Source organism: Citrobacter sp. KH_055_1 (genome assembly GCF_057838705.1).
This window is the reverse complement of record NZ_CM174473.1, coordinates 1712545-1730060: the sequence shown is the minus strand read 5'-3', so window position 1 is coordinate 1730060 and position 17516 is coordinate 1712545. Positions and strand designations below refer to the sequence as shown.

Below are 17516 nucleotides of genomic sequence, written 5' to 3'. Positions count from 1 at the left end.
GTCCTGACCCGCCTTGTTGCGGGCAGCCATAAGCCTGGTACCGACTGCGCTTTTTTTCCATCTTTAGCGCACTTTTCAGTCATTTCCGCTGGCTCGATTCAGGCATTAAAAAACGTTAAGGCGGTCAAAATTAAAACACAAAGGTATTTTAAAGGTATTATCTACTGGTACTATGAAAACGTACCTTACCTGTCATGAAGGATGTAAAGATGAAAACTACAGCAAAGCTGTCGTTCATGATGTTCGTGGAGTGGTTTATCTGGGGCGCCTGGTTTGTACCGCTTTGGCTGTGGCTGAGTAAAAGCGGATTCAGCGCCGGAGAAATTGGCTGGTCCTACGCCTGTACCGCCATTGCCGCAATCCTGTCACCGATTTTTGTCGGTTCGCTCACCGACCGCTTTTTCTCCGCGCAAAAAGTCCTGGCGGTGTTAATGTTCGTCGGCGCCATTCTGATGTACTTCGCCGCGCAGCAGACCACCTTCGGCGGCTTCTTCCCGCTATTGTTGGCGTATTCACTGACCTATATGCCCACCATTGCGCTGACCAACAGTATTGCCTTTGCCAACGTCCCGGACGTCGAGCGTGACTTCCCACGCATCCGCGTGATGGGCACCATTGGCTGGATTGCCTCCGGTTTAGCCTGCGGATTCTTACCGCAAATGCTGGGCTACAGCGATATCTCCCCCACCAATATCCCATTGCTGATCACCGCCGGGAGCTCCGCGCTGCTGGGTGTCTTCGCCTTCTTCTTGCCGGATACGCCGCCAAAAAGTACCGGCAAGATGGATATCAAAGTCATGCTGGGGCTGGATGCACTGATCCTGCTGCGTGATAAGAACTTCCTTGTCTTTTTCTTCTGTTCGTTCCTGTTTGCGATGCCGCTGGCGTTTTACTACATCTTCGCCAATGGTTACCTGACCGAAGTCGGAATGAAAAATGCCACCGGCTGGATGACGCTGGGTCAGTTCTCGGAAATCTTCTTTATGCTGGCGCTGCCGTTCTTTACTAAGCGCTTTGGCATTAAAAAGGTATTATTGCTTGGTCTTATTACTGCAGCGATCCGCTATGGCTTTTTCGTCTACGGCGGCGCGGAAGAATATTTCACCTACGCACTGCTGTTTCTCGGCATTCTGCTGCACGGCGTCAGTTACGATTTCTACTATGTTACGGCCTATATCTACGTGGATAAAAAAGCGCCTGTGCATATGCGTACCGCCGCACAGGGGTTGATCACCCTCTGCTGTCAGGGATTCGGTAGTCTGCTGGGCTATCGCCTGGGCGGGGTGATGATGGAAAAAATGTTTGCGTATAAAGAACCGGTTAACGGTCTCACCTTTAACTGGGCGGGCATGTGGGGATTTGGCGCAGTCATGATTGCCGTCATTGCCGTACTGTTTATGATTTTCTTTCGCGAGTCTGACAAAGAAATCACCGCAATTAACGTGAACGACCGCGATCTGGCATTGAAAAAAGGGGAAGTAAAATGAAAGCAGAGCGTATTCTCGGTGCTCTTTATGGGCAAGCGTTAGGGGATGCGATGGGCATGCCGTCAGAGCTATGGCCCAGAACCCGCGTGAAAGCACACTTTGGCTGGATCGACCGCTTTTTGCCCGGCCCCGCGGAAAATAACGCCGCCTGCTATTTTAACCAGGCGGAGTTCACTGATGACACAGCCATGGCGCTGTGCCTGGCAGATGCTCTGCTGGAATGCGACGGGAAAATTGTCCCCGACGTCATTGGCCGAAATATCCTGGCCTGGGCGGAAGATTTCGATGCCTTCAATAAAAACGTGCTGGGCCCCACCTCGAAGATTGCCCTTAAGGCCATCCGCGACGGAAAACCCGTTACTGAGCTGGAAAACAACGGTGTCACCAACGGTGCGGCCATGCGCGTTTCACCGTTAGGCTGCCTGCTACCCGCACACGATCTTGATGCCTTCATTGATGATGTGGCGCTGGCGTCCAGCCCGACGCATAAATCGGATCTGGCGGTGGCCGGGGCCGTGGTTATCGCGTGGGCAGTGTCGCGCGCGATCGACGGCGAACAATGGTGCGATATTGTCGATGCGCTTCCCGCCATTGCCCACCACGCCCAGCAAAAACGGATCACCACCTTTAGCGCATCGCTCGCGGCGCGCCTCGAACTGGCACTAAAAATCGTCCGCGATGCTAACGGTATCGAGTCTGCCAGTGAGCAGCTGTATCAGGTGGTGGGAGCTGGCACTAGCACCATTGAATCCGTGCCCTGCGCTATCGCCATGGTGGAACTGGCACACACCGACCCTAAGCGCTGCGCTATTTTGTGTGCGAATCTTGGCGGTGACACCGACACCATCGGTGCCATGGCGACGGCAATTTGCGGCGCACTGCACGGCGTCGGCGCGATTGCCCCTGTGTTGAAACAGGAACTGGATGCGGTCAATCAGTTGGACTTTACCCGCTACGCCAGCGGATTAATGCGCCTGCGTGAGCAACGGGAGGCGCGATGAGCACCACGCGTTTGCAGGCACTTATCCCGCAATTGCACACCCAGCGCCCGGTGACGGTAGTCGGTGCAGCGGTGATCGATGTGATTGCCGATGCGTATGCCCTGCCCTGGCGCGGTTGTGACATCGAGCTTAAACAACAAGGCGTTAATGTTGGCGGCTGTGCGCTCAACATCGCCGTCGCGCTTAAGCGTTTAGGTATCGACGCCAGCAATGCCTTGCCGCTAGGTCAAGGCGTGTGGGCAGATATCATCCGCAACCGGATGGCAAAAGAGGGTTTACACAGTCTGATTGACCATGCCGAAGGTGATAATGGCTGGTGTCTGGCGCTAGTTGAGCCAGACGGTGAACGCACCTTTATGTCCTTCAGCGGCGTCGAAAATCAGTGGAACGCCGACTGGCTTGCGCAGTTGACGATCCCGCGCCACAGCCTGGTGTATCTTTCCGGCTATCAGCTGGCTTCGCCGTGCGGCGAGCTGCTGGTGCAGTGGCTGGAGAGTCTGGATGAGGTGACGCCATTTATCGATTTTGGGCCACGCATCGGCGACATCTCCGATACCTTAATGGCGCGAATACTGGCCTGTCACCCGCTGGTGTCACTGAATCGGCAGGAAGCAGACATTGCCGCAGAACGGTTCAGGTTAAGCGTGGATGTCGAGGGTTTTGGCGCTGAGTGGGTGAAGCGCTTTGCCACGCCGGTAGTAGTTCGCCACGATAAAGACGGCGCATGGTATTTTAGTGAAACGACATCCGGCTGCGTGCCTGCATTTCCAACGACTGTGGTTGACACCATTGGCGCTGGCGACAGTCACGCAGGCGGCATGCTGGCCGGGTTGGCATCTGGCTGGTCGCTGTCCGATGCCGTGTTGCTTGGCAACGCGGTGGGATCGTGGGTGGTCGGGCATCGCGGCGGCGATTGCGCCCCCTCGCGCGGCGCGTTACTCCTCGCACACAAAGACGTATAGGTCGCTGCGGCAGTAACTGATGCTGTATTCAATGGGCCGGTGCTGCTGGTCAAGCGCGACCTGCTTAATCACCAACACCGGCACTTTGCTGTCCATCTGAATGTGCGACTGGAACTCCGCATCCGGCATGCGGGCGCTGACGCGGGATCGCGTGCGCTGCGGGAAAATATGCTGGCTGCGAAAATAGTCGTACAGCGAGACGCCGATGGCATCCACATCATGAATAAGATGCGCAGGGACCCAGGACTCTTCAATGGATACGGCGTCTTCATCCACATAGCGAATACGCTTAAGCAGAAAAACGTCACTGCCGGCGGTAATCGCCAGCTGCTGCGCCACCTCTTCCGGACACGGCACCACGCGTTTATTGACCCACAGCGTATCTGGTTTTTTTCCGCGTAACACCACCTGCTGAGAAAAGCCGCGCGCTTCTTTTAGCGAATACTCAAAGATATTGTTGATCTGCGTTCCGTAACCACGGGCGCGGGTCACTACCCCTTCTTCCTCCAGCGCCTGCATCGCTTTACGCACCGTAATGCGCGAAACGCCGGTCAGCTGGCTGAGATCGCGCTCACCAGGCAGAATATTGCCATGCTCGAGGATGCCGCTGCGGACAGCGTTCTTCACCGTTTGGGCGAATTTAAGATACAGCGGCGTGTTATCCGCCGCCGAAATGCGTTCATTCAGTTGCGCGATAAGCTGGGTATGCGCTTGTTCCATTTATCTTTTTCCTGACCGCTGAATCTTCAGCCAGTATACGCATTTATCCCTGTTACCACCACGCGTGGAAATGGTGTACCGGACCTATCCCCTCGCCCACTTCCAGGGAATCTGCCTGGGCCAGTGCCGCCGAGAGCCATATTTTGGCCTCCTGCACCGTATCGGCCCAGTTTGCATGACGCGGGCGTAGCGCAGCCAGCGCTGCCGACAGCGTACAACCGGTGCCATGGGTGTTTTTGGTCTTCACTCTTGGCGCGGTAAAGCGCTGCTCGCCCTCGCGAGTAAACAGCCAGTCAGGGCTTTGCGCGTCATCCAGATGACCGCCCTTCATCAGCACCGCCTCGCAGCCCAATGCCCGCAGAGCACGCCCCTGCGCCAGCATTTCCTGCTCCGTTTGGGCATGGCTTGTTTCGAGCAATGCGGCGGCCTCCGGCAGATTCGGGGTAATGATCGACACCTGCGGCAGCAGGCGAGTACGCAGTGTTTCTACCGCAGAGGAGGACAGCAGCGGATCGCCGCTTTTCGCCAACATCACTGTATCAAGCACCACATTTCGTACCTGAAAGCGGCGTAAACGCTCGGCGACCGCTTCCACAATATCCGTTTCTGCCAGCATACCGATTTTGGTGGTATCTATGCGTACATCGCTGAACACGGAGTCCAGTTGCGCGGCAACAAAATCAGGTTCGATCCGATAAACCGACTGCACACCGCGCGTATTTTGCGCCACCAGAGCCGTGATGACCGAGCAGCCATAGGCCCCGAGCGCAGAGAATGTTTTTAAATCCGCCTGAATACCTGCACCACCGCTGGGATCGGTTCCGGCAATTGTTAATGCGTTAATCCGTTTCATGCCAGCTCCTGCGCGTTCAGGTTATATAAAGCATCAAGGAATACAGGAATAAAGCTTCCTGGCCCTGTCGAGTGCTCAGTGGCGAATTCACCGGCCTGTTTCATCCAGCTACAGGCAGACGCGACGTTACTCAGCCGATCCCCCTGCAACGCACAGCTGGCAGCCACCACCGCCGACAGCGCACATCCGGTGCCAACGACACGCGTCATCAATGGATCGCCACCGCGAATACTCACGGTACGCTGGCCATCGGTAACGTAATCCACCTCCCCGGTTACCACTACGATGGAGGCGACCCGGCATGCCAGCGCCTGTGCCGCCGGCAGCGCAGCGGCTGCTGTGTCGGTGGTATCTACACCGCGCCCACCTCCGCGCATTCCCGCTAGCGCGAGTATTTCAGAGGCGTTACCGCGAATGGCAGCAGGCTGGAGCGAGAGCAAATCCAGGCAAAAACGACGGCGAAACTCCAGTGCCCCAACGGCAACGGGATCGAGCGTCCAGGGCGTATTCGCCCGCTGCGCCTGCTCGACCGCCGCACGCATAGCAATGGCGCGGCTCTCGGTCAGCGTACCGACATTAATCAGTACTGCATGGGCAACAGCCGCAAACTGGCTGGCTTCTTCGGGTTCAATCACCATCGCAGGTGACGCGCCCAATGCCAGAAGCGTATTGGCGGTAAAATTCTGCACGACCTCATTGGTCATACAATGCGTGAGCGGAGAAAGGGTTCTAAATTGCTGTAAGGCGTGGGCCGCGAGTGCGCGGCTGTGCAGGTCAGGCTGCATGGTTCAGCTCCTGCCCGCGTGAAAGAAGGGACACGAGCAGTGTCAGACTTCCCTACGCTGGCATTATCCAGATCAGGTGGTACGGGTATTTCTCAGCCTTCACAAGGAAGGGCACCCCGAGTCATTGTTACTTGTAAAACAATAAGTTATACATAAAGTATGTATCAAGATAGTGTAACCGGGTGTATAGAGCAGGTGCAAGGAGTTTCAATCAATTTCACAATTCATGCGCTCAATTTCTCTCCGATGAAGAAGAGACAATTAATATAGCTGCAATAAATAAAAGTCTGATAACGAAATTAGCTAATAAAATGAAGGTGACAATATTTAAATTTTTATTTTTCCATAATTACATTTTAACAACTCAGCCAATAGATTTTTAAAATAATTAAAAATGGGTTGAAAAGATTTGTTAACTCATTTTGAAGCCATCCCCCTTTATAACGACACTCATTCCTCTTTTCGGACAAGCCAATCGTTAGCTTTCTATTTAATTTAGGTGGGTAAATCACCTATTCAAAGATAACTTATCTACATGTAAACATTAAATAAAAAATACACACCCTAAAGCCATAGCCCCGGATGCTTTTTTGTGATCTCTGTTGTCATCTAAATCCTTGGCCTATCAGATAGTTATTTCACTTCACTAAAAAAGATTATGATTTAAAGATTAATCTGTATTGATTTATACCGATAACCGCGGTTAGGCTTTATATCAATCAAACACATTGATGTTTCATATGGATAAAAAGGTTTTTGTCTATACCTCTTAAGGTTAACATTAACATGACAAAAGGAGTGATTGTTTCCGCAATCGTTTCTTTATGCCTTGTAGCTCCAGGTGTATTTATCAGGTGATGTATAACATCGTCATTTCAAAAATGGCGGGTTAGTGTAATAATAATTAATTATAGGCTTGGAAATGAAGTATAATAAAATAATGATGATAGCTATCGTAGCAGGCGCTTTTTCACTTTCCGGTTGTAATCTGGAAAAACAATATCTTGATGATTGTGAAGCTAACGGCATTGATCGTACCGCGTGCTTTGAGCAATATCATGCTGATAATCGCGCCAACGCCGATCGTTATCAGACTTACACGGAGAATAGCCGTAAACTGGACGCGAAAAAACATTCTCATCATAACTAAGGTTTATCATGAAAACTAAATTAGCCCTGATTGCTCTTGTATGCTCTTTCGCCATTATGCCTGCCCATGCAATTAATGCACACTATCGCGCTCAATTAGAGCGTTCTGGTTGCACACAAGTTAGTGATGGTGATGGGACTTGTGATATTCACAAAACCAAAGCGCAAAATGCGAAGGCTAAATCAGGCTCTAACGCATTTACTGCTGATGCCGATCACGTACTAAATCAACCAATTTCTACCAGTGCTGAATATCTCCTTGCTAAAGGATGGAAACCTAATAACGGTTTATGGAAGAAACAAGGTTATGTACTCTCTCTTAAAGTTGAAGCCGATACAGTCGTAAAAGCCCAACTTTCCAAGGGGTAAACAATCATAAGGCGACTTCGGTCGCCTTTATTGATTGAAGATAGTAAAGATGCTGACATCTTGCGATGTCGTCCTGTGACTGCATCACAACAAACTGATGTAAATTGCAGAGCAGCAGCGGTATTGCTAAATTGCGGTTCAACGTTGCCGCCTGCTCGTACTTCATTTACACTTTTTACGAAATAACTGGAGTTCTCACAAAATAGTGCTTGTCAGATATCCTGTAAGCCCGGAATGATACACGACCGTTGTTGACGACCCGAATGAGTAGAGAGGATGGGTATGAAGAATAAAATGTTGCTGGGTGCACTGCTGCTCGTAACCAGCACCGTCTGGGCAGCGCCTGCCGCCATCGCAGCCCCTAAAGGCATCGATAAATATGAGCTGAGCGGCTTTATTGCTGACTTTACCCATTTCAAACCCGGTGACAAGGTTCCGCCCCTGTACCTCACCGAAGAATACACCATTAAGCAGTGGAACCTGCGTAACCTACCCGCACCGACGGCAGGCACCCACTGGACCTACATGGGTGGCGCGTATGTGCTGGTCAATGATGCCGATGGCAAGATCATCAAAGCCTACGACGGCGAGATTTTTTATCACCGTTAAAAAGCAAACCTCCCTCTTGCAAGAGGGAGGATAATATTATTACACTTTAATAAATTTTATTGGTCGGTATTTAATCATAGTTAATTCTGACATAAGCTGTTGCATTCAATTTTCCAGTTCGTATTTTCGCAACATCATAAACATAATACTTTGCAGTTACAGGAATTGTATACTGCTGCAGTAACTGCTCACCTTTTTTTATCTTTTTGATGATGGTCACATCAGGACTGTTCGATATAGAATTACCTGTTCGCAATAAGTGAATCCTGTTAGCAGTACCACTGCTTAACTCAAAACCGACACCATTATCCATCTTATCCTTTAAGATAAAATCACTGCCATCTAAAAGATCGTCACTGGACAAATAAACGGAAATACCACGCGTTGAATTATTTCCAATAGCATTATCACAATGAAGTGCTATTTGTGTACTTCCAGATAAGCTATTTACTGTTCCAACAGAGCGTAATTCAGCCCTTTGGACATCCGGTAGCACTAAAGGTGCTGTCACTATGGGAAGGCAAGTACTGTTTTTTGGAACAAAATTGAACGTAATATTTTCCTGAAAAGTCGCACCGCTCAGTTTGTTCACGCGATCAGATAGGCAGTTAAAAAAATCGCCAGAAAATAAACACATGAAAAAACTTAATACTACATTACTCGCATTTTTATCTGTAGAAGCAGTAACAGCCGAAGGTACTGTGATCGTTCCACCAATTACAGATGAATTCACCTGCGCGGTTGATTTTGTTAAATTTACCAAATAGCTCACTCTGGATGTGTTTTTTGTTTTTCCAAGTACCTCCTGTCCCGGAGTAAGCGTAACTGATACCTTAAACTTTATTGCACCATCATAAAAACCTATGACTTTATCATTAAGAGAAGATACATAATAAATTGTATCCTTATCATTATCACAGGATATTCCCGTAGGTTCCATCGTAAATGTTCTGCTGTAGATATCGGAAGCATTTTCTTCAAAATTAAAAATTTGAGTATGGGTTGTATACGAACCTTTATTAGAACATCCGGCATAAGCAAGATTAAAAAGTGATAAAAACATGCTCAGTATAATAATTAATTTTAATTTATACATCATAAACCTCACCGACAAATATAAACTTTACTTTCATCAATCGTTTTGCCGAAAGCGATTGAGCATGAAAGTCCCTGTTGTTTATCGACCGCCACTTTTATCTCCGATGGCACTTCATTGGTACGAATAAATAGCTGGCTCCCCTGACCTACCACACCAATATTGTGTCCGTGATTGTCTTCAACTTCATAACCAAACGTCAGCGGTGAGCCATCAGGACGTAGTGCCCGGATGTACCAGGGTTTGCGTTGGTCAGTATCAAACCTTGCTAGCACTACCGCTCCGCGATACGGAGCGGCGCTGCGACGATTTCCTTGTAGGTCGGTTTCACTGTTGGTATTGGAGACATCCAGCATCAGGTGGTTTTCACGATATGGCGTCAAGCCATCGTAAACGACCACGCCATTACGGTTGGTGGTACAGTATTTCTGCCCATTTACATACGCCCCTTCCAGACCCGGCGCGTGCATCACGGCAAACGTTTCCGATAGTCGGTTGGCTAAATTCACGCCCCCAGACCAGGCCACCAGCCCCCCGGAAATACTGCCGCCAGTTTGTGTATATTTAGACGACTGACTGTAGCTGCCGTTCAGTGTCGCAACTGGCGCATTCCACGTCAGATTACCGCCCGCCGTTGTCTCGCTGTCCTGTCGTTGATGGCTGAGGTTGACGCCATAGTTAAACTGATCGCGACTGCCTGCGGTGCCGGAAAGTCCGGTATTATTGGAGGCAAAACCATCATCATCAAAGGTGGTCGAGTTCGATACATATAGATGCCGGCGCGGAGCGCTAATATCATCTCCCCAATCGAATGGAATGGAGATAAAGACGTTAAAACGCTTATCTTCGTGATGATCCTCGTTGTAAGTCTGACTGGCTGAAAAAGTATAGCTAATCCGTTGCCAGCTATTAGAATAACTCAACTGATAATCTTTACTGTTGCCGCTACGCCCCCAGTAATCGCGCCACAGCGTACTGAGCGAAAACGAGCCCCAACCTTGCGGCAAAGACTGGCTGACGTTAGCCGAAAAACTGTTCTTACGACCAAAATCATTCTGATAATAGTCCGCGATGTCGTACACATCATTTTCATCACGATGATAACTGTTTTGATTATTTGCCCAAACGTGATCGTTAAAAGTGCGATAGTCTTTGGAAGAATAGCGATACGCCGCCAGACCAAAACGCGTGGCGGTTTGCGTCAAATATTTATTATAAGCAATCTGGTAGCTCTGCCCGTCAAACACATCACCGCTATCCTGCTTGCTGTGGGACTGGGTTGCATCAACGGAAATTGCTCCAATACGCGTATTCCAGCCCGTACCCAACGTAAACGCATTGTAGTTATCCGCCAGCATAGTACCGCCGTACAGCGTTAACAGATTATTCAGCCCATATTGGTAGCTCATCTGCGCAAAATCGGTCTGATTACTGGCCCCTTCAATATGGCTACGCCCGGCGGCAAAATCATATTTTGACACCCCTGGCTGCAGCATATTGGGCACCGCCGCATACGGCACCAGATAAGTTGTTACCGATCCGTCAGCCTCTTTGATACTGACGTCAAGATCAGCACCACCGCCTGCAAGCTGCAAATCAGCAATAGAGAACGGGCCAGGTGGAACCTCTTTCTGGTAAACGACAAAGCCGTTCTGTTCGATGGTGACCAGCGCGTTGCTTTGTGCAACCCCCTGAACCAACGGCGTAAAATTCTGCTTTGAGTTTGGCAGCATCTGCATATCGCGATACAACCGTACGCCACTAAAGCGCACCGCATCAAAAATATCCGATGAGGTATACATATCCCCGGCACGCAGAGTGCCCAAAATTTGCGGGATGCCGCGTTCCAGATACAGGGTATTACTTTTCCACTCCCCGCTGCTGTCATCAGTTTTGTTATAGCTGGCATCAGAATGCAACTGCCACCCCAGCAGATTTAACCCACTGGTAAAACGCACATAGGTACTTTTGCTGTTACCAGAATCCTTATAATCGCTGTAATACTGGCTGGCGTAGTACGAGGTATAAAAGGCATTGATGCCGCGATTCCAGTTTTCTGGAGGTACATAGCCATTCTCCAGTTCATCCACATAGGCCTGCGGGACGCTGAGATCCAGGCGAAACGTGCCGATATCCCAGGCATAACTGCCTCCTTGCACCGCCTGCTTCAAGCTTGGGCATTCATTCTTCTTGTCCAACGCTTGTATATTTATCCCCAGACGCGTTAATGCGTCGCGAGATAAACAGGTGTCATCCGGGTTATCCTTAACGATGATGTCATACTTGCCACGCCACTGTTTATTGACATAGATATCGATGTCATATTGCCCGGATAACGGTTGATTTTCATCGAGGCGGAAATCGGAAACTTTCTCCCCCTTCATTCCACCCATCATAAAATTTGTATCAAACGTTTCTTCTGTGGCATGGGCATCAATGCCGAGTAGCAACAGCAATACCGCCGAAGCAATCGGAGTCATCCTTAACATAATCAGCTCCTGTTATTTTAGGCTGACGTTATCGCTAATATAATTACCGTGGTCGTCAATAATAGTTATTTTATACTGATTAGCATTCGCACTTTTTAATGTCACATCTGCACTGGAAAGTGGTGCAAGCATAATGCTTTCGTTATTTATTTTAACATCATTAGCTTTTACTTCCGTCACCGTGACCCAGTTAGCGGCATCATTCTTAATGGAATAAATACTGCCGCTACGTTTCATAGACAGTTTTTGAAACGTAAGCTTATTAACTGGTGAGATACCTTTAGGTCGATAAAATAGTTTAATCCTATTCTGCATCGCGAACTTGAGTACATTTTTTCCTACACTATCAGGACTGTTCGGAGGAATATCAAGTACATTGAGGTAAAAAAGACTCTCTTTATTATTGGGCAACATATTGGGCACTTTTTTAATTTTCAACTGCTGGCCTGAGTTGGCCGCTACTTTAGCAACCGGAGGAGTCAGCAGAAAAGGGACCTGGATCTTTTCTGGTGGTAGAGACATATCACCATCATCAATCCATGACTGTACCAGCGAAGAACGTTCTCCCTGGTTCATTAGTTGCACCAGCACTTCATTTTTTTCCGCAGGATAGATAATACGTGTACCATAAATCACAATTCCCGCATGCGCTGGCAGGACTATAGACGATATAAACAAAACGAGGAGTCCTTTCATTTTTTCACCCCTTAATATTTCTAAACACCGGCGGCACTGCCGCCGGTAATTATATCAATCAGTAACAACAGTTAAAGTAACTGCTGAACTTACAGCTCCTTTAGTAACACTACTTCCTGACTGAGCATATTGGGCAGTGAAATCAAGCTGGTAGGTTTTATCAGTTATTTTTTCAATTGCAGAGTGTTACCAGGTTTAACCCGTTTAGCCTCATCGGCCGTTCCCCCTAAATAAACTGCAAATCCTACACCAGTAGCATCATCAGTACCAGTAAGTGAATTATGTGTAATATCATTACTATCAAATTCACTTTTTGATAATGACAACTTAGGTACATCTTCATTATCACAAACAATAATTAATGGTGTACTGGTACTATTTTTAACTCCTGTATAGACATACCCTGCATTTTTTCCAGTAAACACATCACTACCAATTTCGTTCATATCAATGCTGGTGGTGTTTTTATCATTCTGGAAATGGCAAGTCGTCCCTGTAATTCTACCATTAATATTCAATATGCCAGAATCGGTATCAGCAGCAAAAGCCCCAGCGCTCATAAATACAGCAGACAGTACAGCAGCAGAAATAATTGAACGTTTCATAGTATCTTCCTTAATGAATTAATTTCTATTTGTTAAGAGGTTCAACTCTTGAAATTAAATTCGCACACAAGAAACGTTACCGCAATGTAAACACCTTGTTTTATTGATTTAAAACAAGTTATAAACAGCAATATAATTACAACAAATAAGTAATGGCGAATACTATTTTTGCATTTAATAAATTAGCGTAATTAATCATTCGACATTATTCGTGAAGACAATAAAAAAGCACTAATCATTCATAATCATGATTAGTGCTTAATAGTAATTTCCGTATATTAATCGTAACGGCTTAACACTATTTGCCGAGTGGCATCCCTTCCCAGGGGCACAAGCTCGGTCACCACGCCTCTTACAGGATGAGACGCAACCTCGTGGAGGTCAGGAGTTAAGGTTACGATACCACAGCGTTGCTGCACTTTATTGTTAACAACATCAGCGCTACACGTCGGTTCAGTCACCCTGCCACTGATGGTTAATGTGGCGCTATCTGAAGCGAAGGCAGACGAACTCATTCCATAAGCCAGAGTAATAAGTCCCAACAATAAACCAATTTTCATTGCATTCATTATTCCTGTATGGGTGGAAAACAGCGCATTCGCCGTCGGTCCGGTTAATTATGGGTTAACTTCCTTGCTAAAACCAATTGAGATTGTAGATTAATTGGTTTTATTTGATCAATTATAATGATGCATTGAGGTGATTTATTCGGAAAAAGACATGAATTATACAGGCAGGATAAACAATATTACGAAGTCTTTTCACTCTAAGTATTCACCGCATCAATAATACATTGATGCGGTGAATATCTGTAACACTATAAATTACACCGCGCGGAAGGCAATTTCGCCCGGAATAACTTCACCCTGCCAGTACAGCTGTGCGGCGATACGTCCTGCCAGGTCACGGTAAATCGCCGTGAATTCGCTGTCAGGACGGCTAATAACCGTTGGCGTACCGCGATCGAGATCTTCACGCAGTGAAATGTGCAGAGGCATTTGTCCCAGCAGTTGAGTACGATATTGCTCCGCCAGCTTCTGCGCGCCACCGGTGCCAAAGATTGGCTCATGATGACCACAGTTGCTGCAGATATGCATACTCATGTTCTCGACGATACCCAGAACCGGCACTTCCACCTTCTCGAACATCACAATCCCTTTTTTGGCATCGATAAGCGCAATGTCCTGCGGTGTGGTTACTACAACCGCCCCCGTTACCGGGATGTTCTGCGCCAGCGTCAGCTGAATGTCACCGGTGCCCGGCGGCATATCCAGGACCAGATAATCGAGATCTGGCCATAACGTTTCTTGCAGCATCTGCAGCAGCGCTTTACTGGCCATCGGGCCGCGCCACACCATGGCGTTATCGTCGGTGACAAGATAACCAATGGAGTTGGTTGCCAGGCCATGAGACATAATCGGCGCCATATGGGTGCCGTCCGGTGAGGTCGGGCGCTGATTTTCTGCACCGAGCATCGTCGGGATAGACGGGCCATAAATATCGGCATCGAGAATACCGACCTTCGCCCCTTCCGCAGCAAGCGCCAGCGCCAGGTTAACGGCGGTTGAGGATTTCCCTACCCCACCTTTACCGGAACTGACGGCAATGATGTTTTTCACACCGTTGATGCCCGGCTGGTTTTTCACGCGTTTCAGCGTCGCAATATTGTGCGACAGCTTCCAGTCAATGGCTTTCGCGCCGGTGATACGCAGTAGATCGGCACTGCATTGCTCTTTTAATACTTCAAACGCGCTGTGCCAGACGAACGGCATCACCAGCTCAACGTGCAGCGTGTCATCCATCCAGGCGACATGGTGCAACGCTTTTAGCGTCGTCAGATTATGTTTCAGGGTTGAATGTTGAAAATTCGCCAGCGTCCCGGCGACCATAGCGCGCAGGGTTTCTGGTGATTTGGCCTGGGATTGTGCGTTCATCCCGACTCCTTTTTGTTGTTCTGAAAGACGATTGTCACCAGCTAGTTTACTCCAACCGCGACAATTATTCATTTACGGATAAATGCCCTTATCACTTGGCGCAGTAATTACCATTTTGGTACTATCAAAGCCCTTTTCACTACAAAAGAAGTAATTGCCCACTATGACTCAAGTCGCGAAGAAAATTCTGGTAACGTGCGCGCTGCCGTACGCCAACGGCTCCATCCACCTCGGCCATATGCTGGAGCACATCCAGGCTGATGTCTGGGTCCGTTACCAGCGAATGCGCGGCCACCAGGTAAACTTCATCTGCGCGGACGACGCACACGGTACGCCAATCATGCTGAAGGCTCAGCAGCTTGGCATTACACCAGAGCAGATGATCGGTGAAATGAGTCAGGAGCATCAGACTGATTTTGCAGGGTTTGATATCAGCTACGACAACTACCACTCCACGCACAGCGATGAGAACCGGGAGCTGTCCGAGCTTATTTACACGCGCCTGAAAGAAAACGGTTTTATTAAAAACCGCACGATCTCCCAGCTGTACGACCCGGAAAAAGGCATGTTCCTGCCGGACCGTTTCGTTAAAGGCACTTGCCCGAAATGTAAGGCTGCGGATCAGTACGGCGATAACTGCGAAGTGTGCGGCGCGACCTACAGCCCAACCGAACTTATCGAGCCGAAGTCCGTGGTGTCTGGCGCGACGCCGGTCATGCGTGACTCCGAACACTTCTTCTTTGACCTGCCGTCATTCAGCGAAATGCTGCAGGCATGGACGCGCAGCGGCGCGTTGCAGGAACAAGTTGCGAACAAAATGCAGGAGTGGTTTGAATCCGGCCTGCAGCAGTGGGACATTTCCCGCGACTCACCGTACTTCGGTTTTGAAATCCCGAATGCGCCAGGCAAATACTTCTATGTCTGGCTGGATGCGCCGATTGGCTATATGGGCTCGTTCAAAAACCTGTGTGACAAGCGCGGCGATACCACAAGCTTTGATGAATACTGGAAAAAAGATTCTGACGCCGAGCTGTATCACTTCATCGGTAAAGATATCGTTTATTTCCACAGCCTGTTCTGGCCTGCCATGTTGGAAGGCAGTAACTTCCGTAAACCGACTAACCTGTTCGTCCACGGTTATGTGACGGTGAACGGCGCGAAGATGTCAAAATCTCGCGGAACCTTCATTAAAGCCAGCACCTGGCTGAAGCACTTTGATGCCGACAGCCTACGCTATTACTACACGGCGAAGCTTTCTTCACGTATCGATGACATCGACCTGAACCTCGAAGATTTTGTTCAGCGCGTTAACGCCGACATCGTCAACAAAGTGGTCAACCTGGCGTCCCGTAACGCGGGCTTTATCAGTAAGCGTTTTGACGGCGTACTGGCAGCTGAACTGGCCGATCCGGCACTGTACAAGACCTTTACCGACGCCGCTACAGTGATTGGCGAAGCGTGGGAAAGCCGCGAGTTCGGTAAAGCCATTCGTGAAATTATGGCGCTGGCCGACGTGGCTAACCGCTACGTTGACGAACAGGCTCCGTGGGTTGTCGCCAAACAAGAAGGCCGTGACGCCGATCTGCAGGCGATTTGCTCCATGGGTATTAACCTGTTCCGCGTCCTGATGACCTACCTGAAACCGGTTCTGCCAACGTTGAGCGAGCGTGTCGAAGCATTCCTGAACAGCGAACTGACCTGGGATGCCATCCAGCAGCCGCTGCTCGGCCACAAGGTCAACACCTTCAAAGCGCTGTACAACCGCATCGACATGAAACAGGTTGAAGCCCTGGTTGAAGCATCAAAAGAAGAAGTGAAAGCGGCTGCCGCACCGGTTACCGGCCCGCTGGCGGACGACCCAATTCAGGAAACCATCACCTTTGACGATTTTGCCAAAGTTGACCTGCGCGTGGCATTGATCGAAAACGCCGAGTTCGTTGACGGCTCCGACAAACTGCTACGCCTGACCCTGGATCTGGGCGGTGAAAAACGTAATGTCTTCTCCGGCATCCGTTCAGCCTACCCTGACCCGCAGGTGCTGATTGGCCGCCAGACCATTATGGTGGCTAACCTGGCACCGCGTAAAATGCGCTTCGGCATTTCTGAAGGTATGGTGATGGCCGCCGGCCCTGGCGGGAAAGATATCTTCCTGTTAAGCCCTGACGAAGGCGCCAAACCTGGCCAACAGGTGAAATAAACAAAAAAAGCCGGATTATTATCCGGCTTTTTTTTGCCCGTTAGCGCTACGCATGCACGGACCTGCGGGTATTAAATCACGCTTTCGTGTGATGTACCCGGTGAGTCAAACCACGCAGGAAATAACGTAAAAACTGGTCTCCACACTCGCGGTAGTTTTTATGTTCCGGCGCACGCATCATGGCGGTAATTTCCGGCATCGACACGCGGAATTTCTGCTCGGTCATAATGGCCAGAATATCATCGGTTTTCAGTGAAAAGGCGATACGCAGCTTTTTCAGCACCGTATTGTTGTTCACCCGACGCTCAAGCGCCAGTTCCGGCGCCGAATCATCTTTACCGCGCAGATGGTAGATCAGGCCGTTTAAAAAACCGGAGAGAATGATGTCCGGGCAACGAATAAACCCGTCTTCATCTTCTTTCGTCATCCAGGTGTCGAAACCTGCGGCGGTGGATTCCATGTCAGCAAGCGCAAGGATCCGCACCATGTCGTTATTGTTCGCTTTCAGGGTGTAGCGCAGGCTACGAAGAATGTCGTTACTTAGCATAGAGCCTTCAACTGTCG

General features: G+C 49.2%; 16 protein-coding genes, 1 pseudogene and 1 riboswitch. Of the genes and pseudogenes, 7 read left to right on the top strand and 10 right to left on the bottom strand.

The window, feature by feature from the left end:
- Positions 1 to 209: 209 nt before the first annotated feature.
- The 3 genes from AC3ITF_RS08005 to AC3ITF_RS07995 are packed head-to-tail and all read left to right on the top strand — an operon-like array spanning position 210 to position 3450.
- On the top strand, positions 210 to 1487 hold the full coding sequence (locus tag AC3ITF_RS08005) for a nucleoside permease (RefSeq protein ID WP_117343241.1): 1278 nt from the start codon (positions 210 to 212) through the stop codon (positions 1485 to 1487).
- Entirely contained in the window at positions 1484 to 2488 is a 1005-nt protein-coding gene (locus tag AC3ITF_RS08000; protein ID WP_489176296.1) for an ADP-ribosylglycohydrolase family protein, read from the top strand. The genes AC3ITF_RS08005 and AC3ITF_RS08000 overlap by 4 nt, the downstream gene beginning before the upstream one ends.
- Positions 2485 to 3450: a PfkB family carbohydrate kinase gene (locus AC3ITF_RS07995; RefSeq protein WP_489176295.1), complete on the top strand. Its 966-nt coding sequence runs from the start codon at positions 2485 to 2487 to the stop codon at positions 3448 to 3450. The genes AC3ITF_RS08000 and AC3ITF_RS07995 overlap by 4 nt, the downstream gene beginning before the upstream one ends.
- Here AC3ITF_RS07995 and AC3ITF_RS07990 read toward each other — a convergent pair.
- From AC3ITF_RS07990 to thiM, 3 genes are read right to left on the bottom strand one after another with little or no spacing between them, the layout of a single operon-like run.
- The gene (locus AC3ITF_RS07990; RefSeq protein ID WP_096756525.1) at positions 3424 to 4170 is read right to left on the bottom strand and encodes a GntR family transcriptional regulator; all 747 of its coding nucleotides are present in this window, start codon (positions 4168 to 4170) and stop codon (positions 3424 to 3426) included. The two genes, AC3ITF_RS07995 and AC3ITF_RS07990, sit on opposite strands and share 27 nt — an antisense overlap.
- A gap of 52 nt (positions 4171 to 4222) precedes the next feature.
- On the bottom strand, positions 4223 to 5023 hold the full coding sequence (thiD, locus tag AC3ITF_RS07985) for a bifunctional hydroxymethylpyrimidine kinase/phosphomethylpyrimidine kinase (protein ID WP_181506788.1): 801 nt from the start codon (positions 5021 to 5023) through the stop codon (positions 4223 to 4225).
- Positions 5020 to 5808 (bottom strand): hydroxyethylthiazole kinase, encoded by a 789-nt coding sequence (gene thiM / locus AC3ITF_RS07980; protein ID WP_489176294.1) that lies wholly within the window; start codon positions 5806 to 5808, stop codon positions 5020 to 5022. The genes thiD and thiM overlap by 4 nt, the downstream gene beginning before the upstream one ends.
- A 32-nt stretch (positions 5809 to 5840) precedes the next feature.
- A riboswitch (TPP riboswitch) is annotated at positions 5841 to 5937 on the bottom strand.
- Positions 5938 to 6748: 811 nt separating this feature from the next.
- Between thiM and AC3ITF_RS07975 the strand changes: the two genes are divergently transcribed.
- From AC3ITF_RS07975 to AC3ITF_RS07965, 3 genes and pseudogenes are all read left to right on the top strand, one after another.
- A complete protein-coding gene (locus tag AC3ITF_RS07975; protein ID WP_174360424.1) occupies positions 6749 to 6958 on the top strand; it encodes a hypothetical protein in 210 nt (69 codons plus the stop codon).
- Positions 6959 to 6966: 8 nt separating this feature from the next.
- Positions 6967 to 7137: pseudogene (locus AC3ITF_RS07970) on the top strand (hypothetical protein); the annotation flags it as partial.
- 465 nt (positions 7138 to 7602) lie between these two features.
- Positions 7603 to 7935, top strand: a complete 333-nt coding sequence (locus AC3ITF_RS07965) for an RcnB family protein (protein ID WP_096756518.1) — start codon at positions 7603 to 7605, stop codon at positions 7933 to 7935.
- A 70-nt stretch (positions 7936 to 8005) separates the two neighbouring features.
- Here the strand turns inward: AC3ITF_RS07965 and AC3ITF_RS07960 are convergent, their stop codons facing one another.
- From AC3ITF_RS07960 to apbC, 6 genes are all read right to left on the bottom strand, one after another.
- Positions 8006 to 9034: a fimbrial protein gene (locus AC3ITF_RS07960; RefSeq protein WP_182260488.1), complete on the bottom strand. Its 1029-nt coding sequence runs from the start codon at positions 9032 to 9034 to the stop codon at positions 8006 to 8008.
- A gap of 5 nt (positions 9035 to 9039) precedes the next feature.
- A complete protein-coding gene (locus tag AC3ITF_RS07955; protein ID WP_489176293.1) occupies positions 9040 to 11520 on the bottom strand; it encodes a fimbrial biogenesis outer membrane usher protein in 2481 nt (826 codons plus the stop codon).
- 12 nt (positions 11521 to 11532) lie between these two features.
- On the bottom strand, positions 11533 to 12216 hold the full coding sequence (locus tag AC3ITF_RS07950; protein ID WP_135911743.1) for a fimbria/pilus periplasmic chaperone: 684 nt from the start codon (positions 12214 to 12216) through the stop codon (positions 11533 to 11535).
- A 164-nt stretch (positions 12217 to 12380) separates the two neighbouring features.
- On the bottom strand, positions 12381 to 12821 hold the full coding sequence (gene yehD, locus AC3ITF_RS07945; protein ID WP_489176292.1) for a fimbrial protein YehD: 441 nt from the start codon (positions 12819 to 12821) through the stop codon (positions 12381 to 12383).
- 278 nt (positions 12822 to 13099) lie between these two features.
- Positions 13100 to 13381, bottom strand: coding sequence for a DUF2574 family protein (locus tag AC3ITF_RS07940; protein ID WP_115259920.1), 282 nt, complete (start codon positions 13379 to 13381; stop codon positions 13100 to 13102).
- Positions 13382 to 13645: 264 nt separating this feature from the next.
- Positions 13646 to 14755 (bottom strand): iron-sulfur cluster carrier protein ApbC, encoded by a 1110-nt coding sequence (gene apbC / locus AC3ITF_RS07935; RefSeq protein ID WP_096756512.1) that lies wholly within the window; start codon positions 14753 to 14755, stop codon positions 13646 to 13648.
- A 163-nt stretch (positions 14756 to 14918) separates the two neighbouring features.
- Between apbC and metG the strand changes: the two genes are divergently transcribed.
- The gene (metG, locus tag AC3ITF_RS07930; protein ID WP_115258048.1) at positions 14919 to 16952 is read left to right on the top strand and encodes a methionine--tRNA ligase; all 2034 of its coding nucleotides are present in this window, start codon (positions 14919 to 14921) and stop codon (positions 16950 to 16952) included.
- 76 nt (positions 16953 to 17028) lie between these two features.
- On the opposite strand, the gene AC3ITF_RS07925 is transcribed toward metG, so the two are convergent.
- Entirely contained in the window at positions 17029 to 17499 is a 471-nt protein-coding gene (locus AC3ITF_RS07925) for a YehS family protein (RefSeq protein WP_115259919.1), read from the bottom strand.
- Positions 17500 to 17516 lie beyond the last annotated feature (17 nt).

Coding starts and splice junctions, on each gene's coding strand:
- AC3ITF_RS08005 (WP_117343241.1), top strand. CDS start 210: ATGAAAACTACAGCAAAGCTGTCGTTCATGATGTTCGTGGAGTGGTTT.
- AC3ITF_RS08000 (WP_489176296.1), top strand. CDS start 1,484: ATGAAAGCAGAGCGTATTCTCGGTGCTCTTTATGGGCAAGCGTTAGGG.
- AC3ITF_RS07995 (WP_489176295.1), top strand. CDS start 2,485: ATGAGCACCACGCGTTTGCAGGCACTTATCCCGCAATTGCACACCCAG.
- AC3ITF_RS07990 (WP_096756525.1), bottom strand. CDS start 4,170: ATGGAACAAGCGCATACCCAGCTTATCGCGCAACTGAATGAACGCATT.
- thiD (WP_181506788.1), bottom strand. CDS start 5,023: ATGAAACGGATTAACGCATTAACAATTGCCGGAACCGATCCCAGCGGT.
- thiM (WP_489176294.1), bottom strand. CDS start 5,808: ATGCAGCCTGACCTGCACAGCCGCGCACTCGCGGCCCACGCCTTACAG.
- AC3ITF_RS07975 (WP_174360424.1), top strand. CDS start 6,749: ATGATGATAGCTATCGTAGCAGGCGCTTTTTCACTTTCCGGTTGTAAT.
- AC3ITF_RS07965 (WP_096756518.1), top strand. CDS start 7,603: ATGGGTATGAAGAATAAAATGTTGCTGGGTGCACTGCTGCTCGTAACC.
- AC3ITF_RS07960 (WP_182260488.1), bottom strand. CDS start 9,034: ATGATGTATAAATTAAAATTAATTATTATACTGAGCATGTTTTTATCA.
- AC3ITF_RS07955 (WP_489176293.1), bottom strand. CDS start 11,520: ATGTTAAGGATGACTCCGATTGCTTCGGCGGTATTGCTGTTGCTACTC.
- AC3ITF_RS07950 (WP_135911743.1), bottom strand. CDS start 12,216: ATGAAAGGACTCCTCGTTTTGTTTATATCGTCTATAGTCCTGCCAGCG.
- yehD (WP_489176292.1), bottom strand. CDS start 12,821: ATGAAACGTTCAATTATTTCTGCTGCTGTACTGTCTGCTGTATTTATG.
- AC3ITF_RS07940 (WP_115259920.1), bottom strand. CDS start 13,381: ATGAAAATTGGTTTATTGTTGGGACTTATTACTCTGGCTTATGGAATG.
- apbC (WP_096756512.1), bottom strand. CDS start 14,755: ATGAACGCACAATCCCAGGCCAAATCACCAGAAACCCTGCGCGCTATG.
- metG (WP_115258048.1), top strand. CDS start 14,919: ATGACTCAAGTCGCGAAGAAAATTCTGGTAACGTGCGCGCTGCCGTAC.
- AC3ITF_RS07925 (WP_115259919.1), bottom strand. CDS start 17,499: ATGCTAAGTAACGACATTCTTCGTAGCCTGCGCTACACCCTGAAAGCG.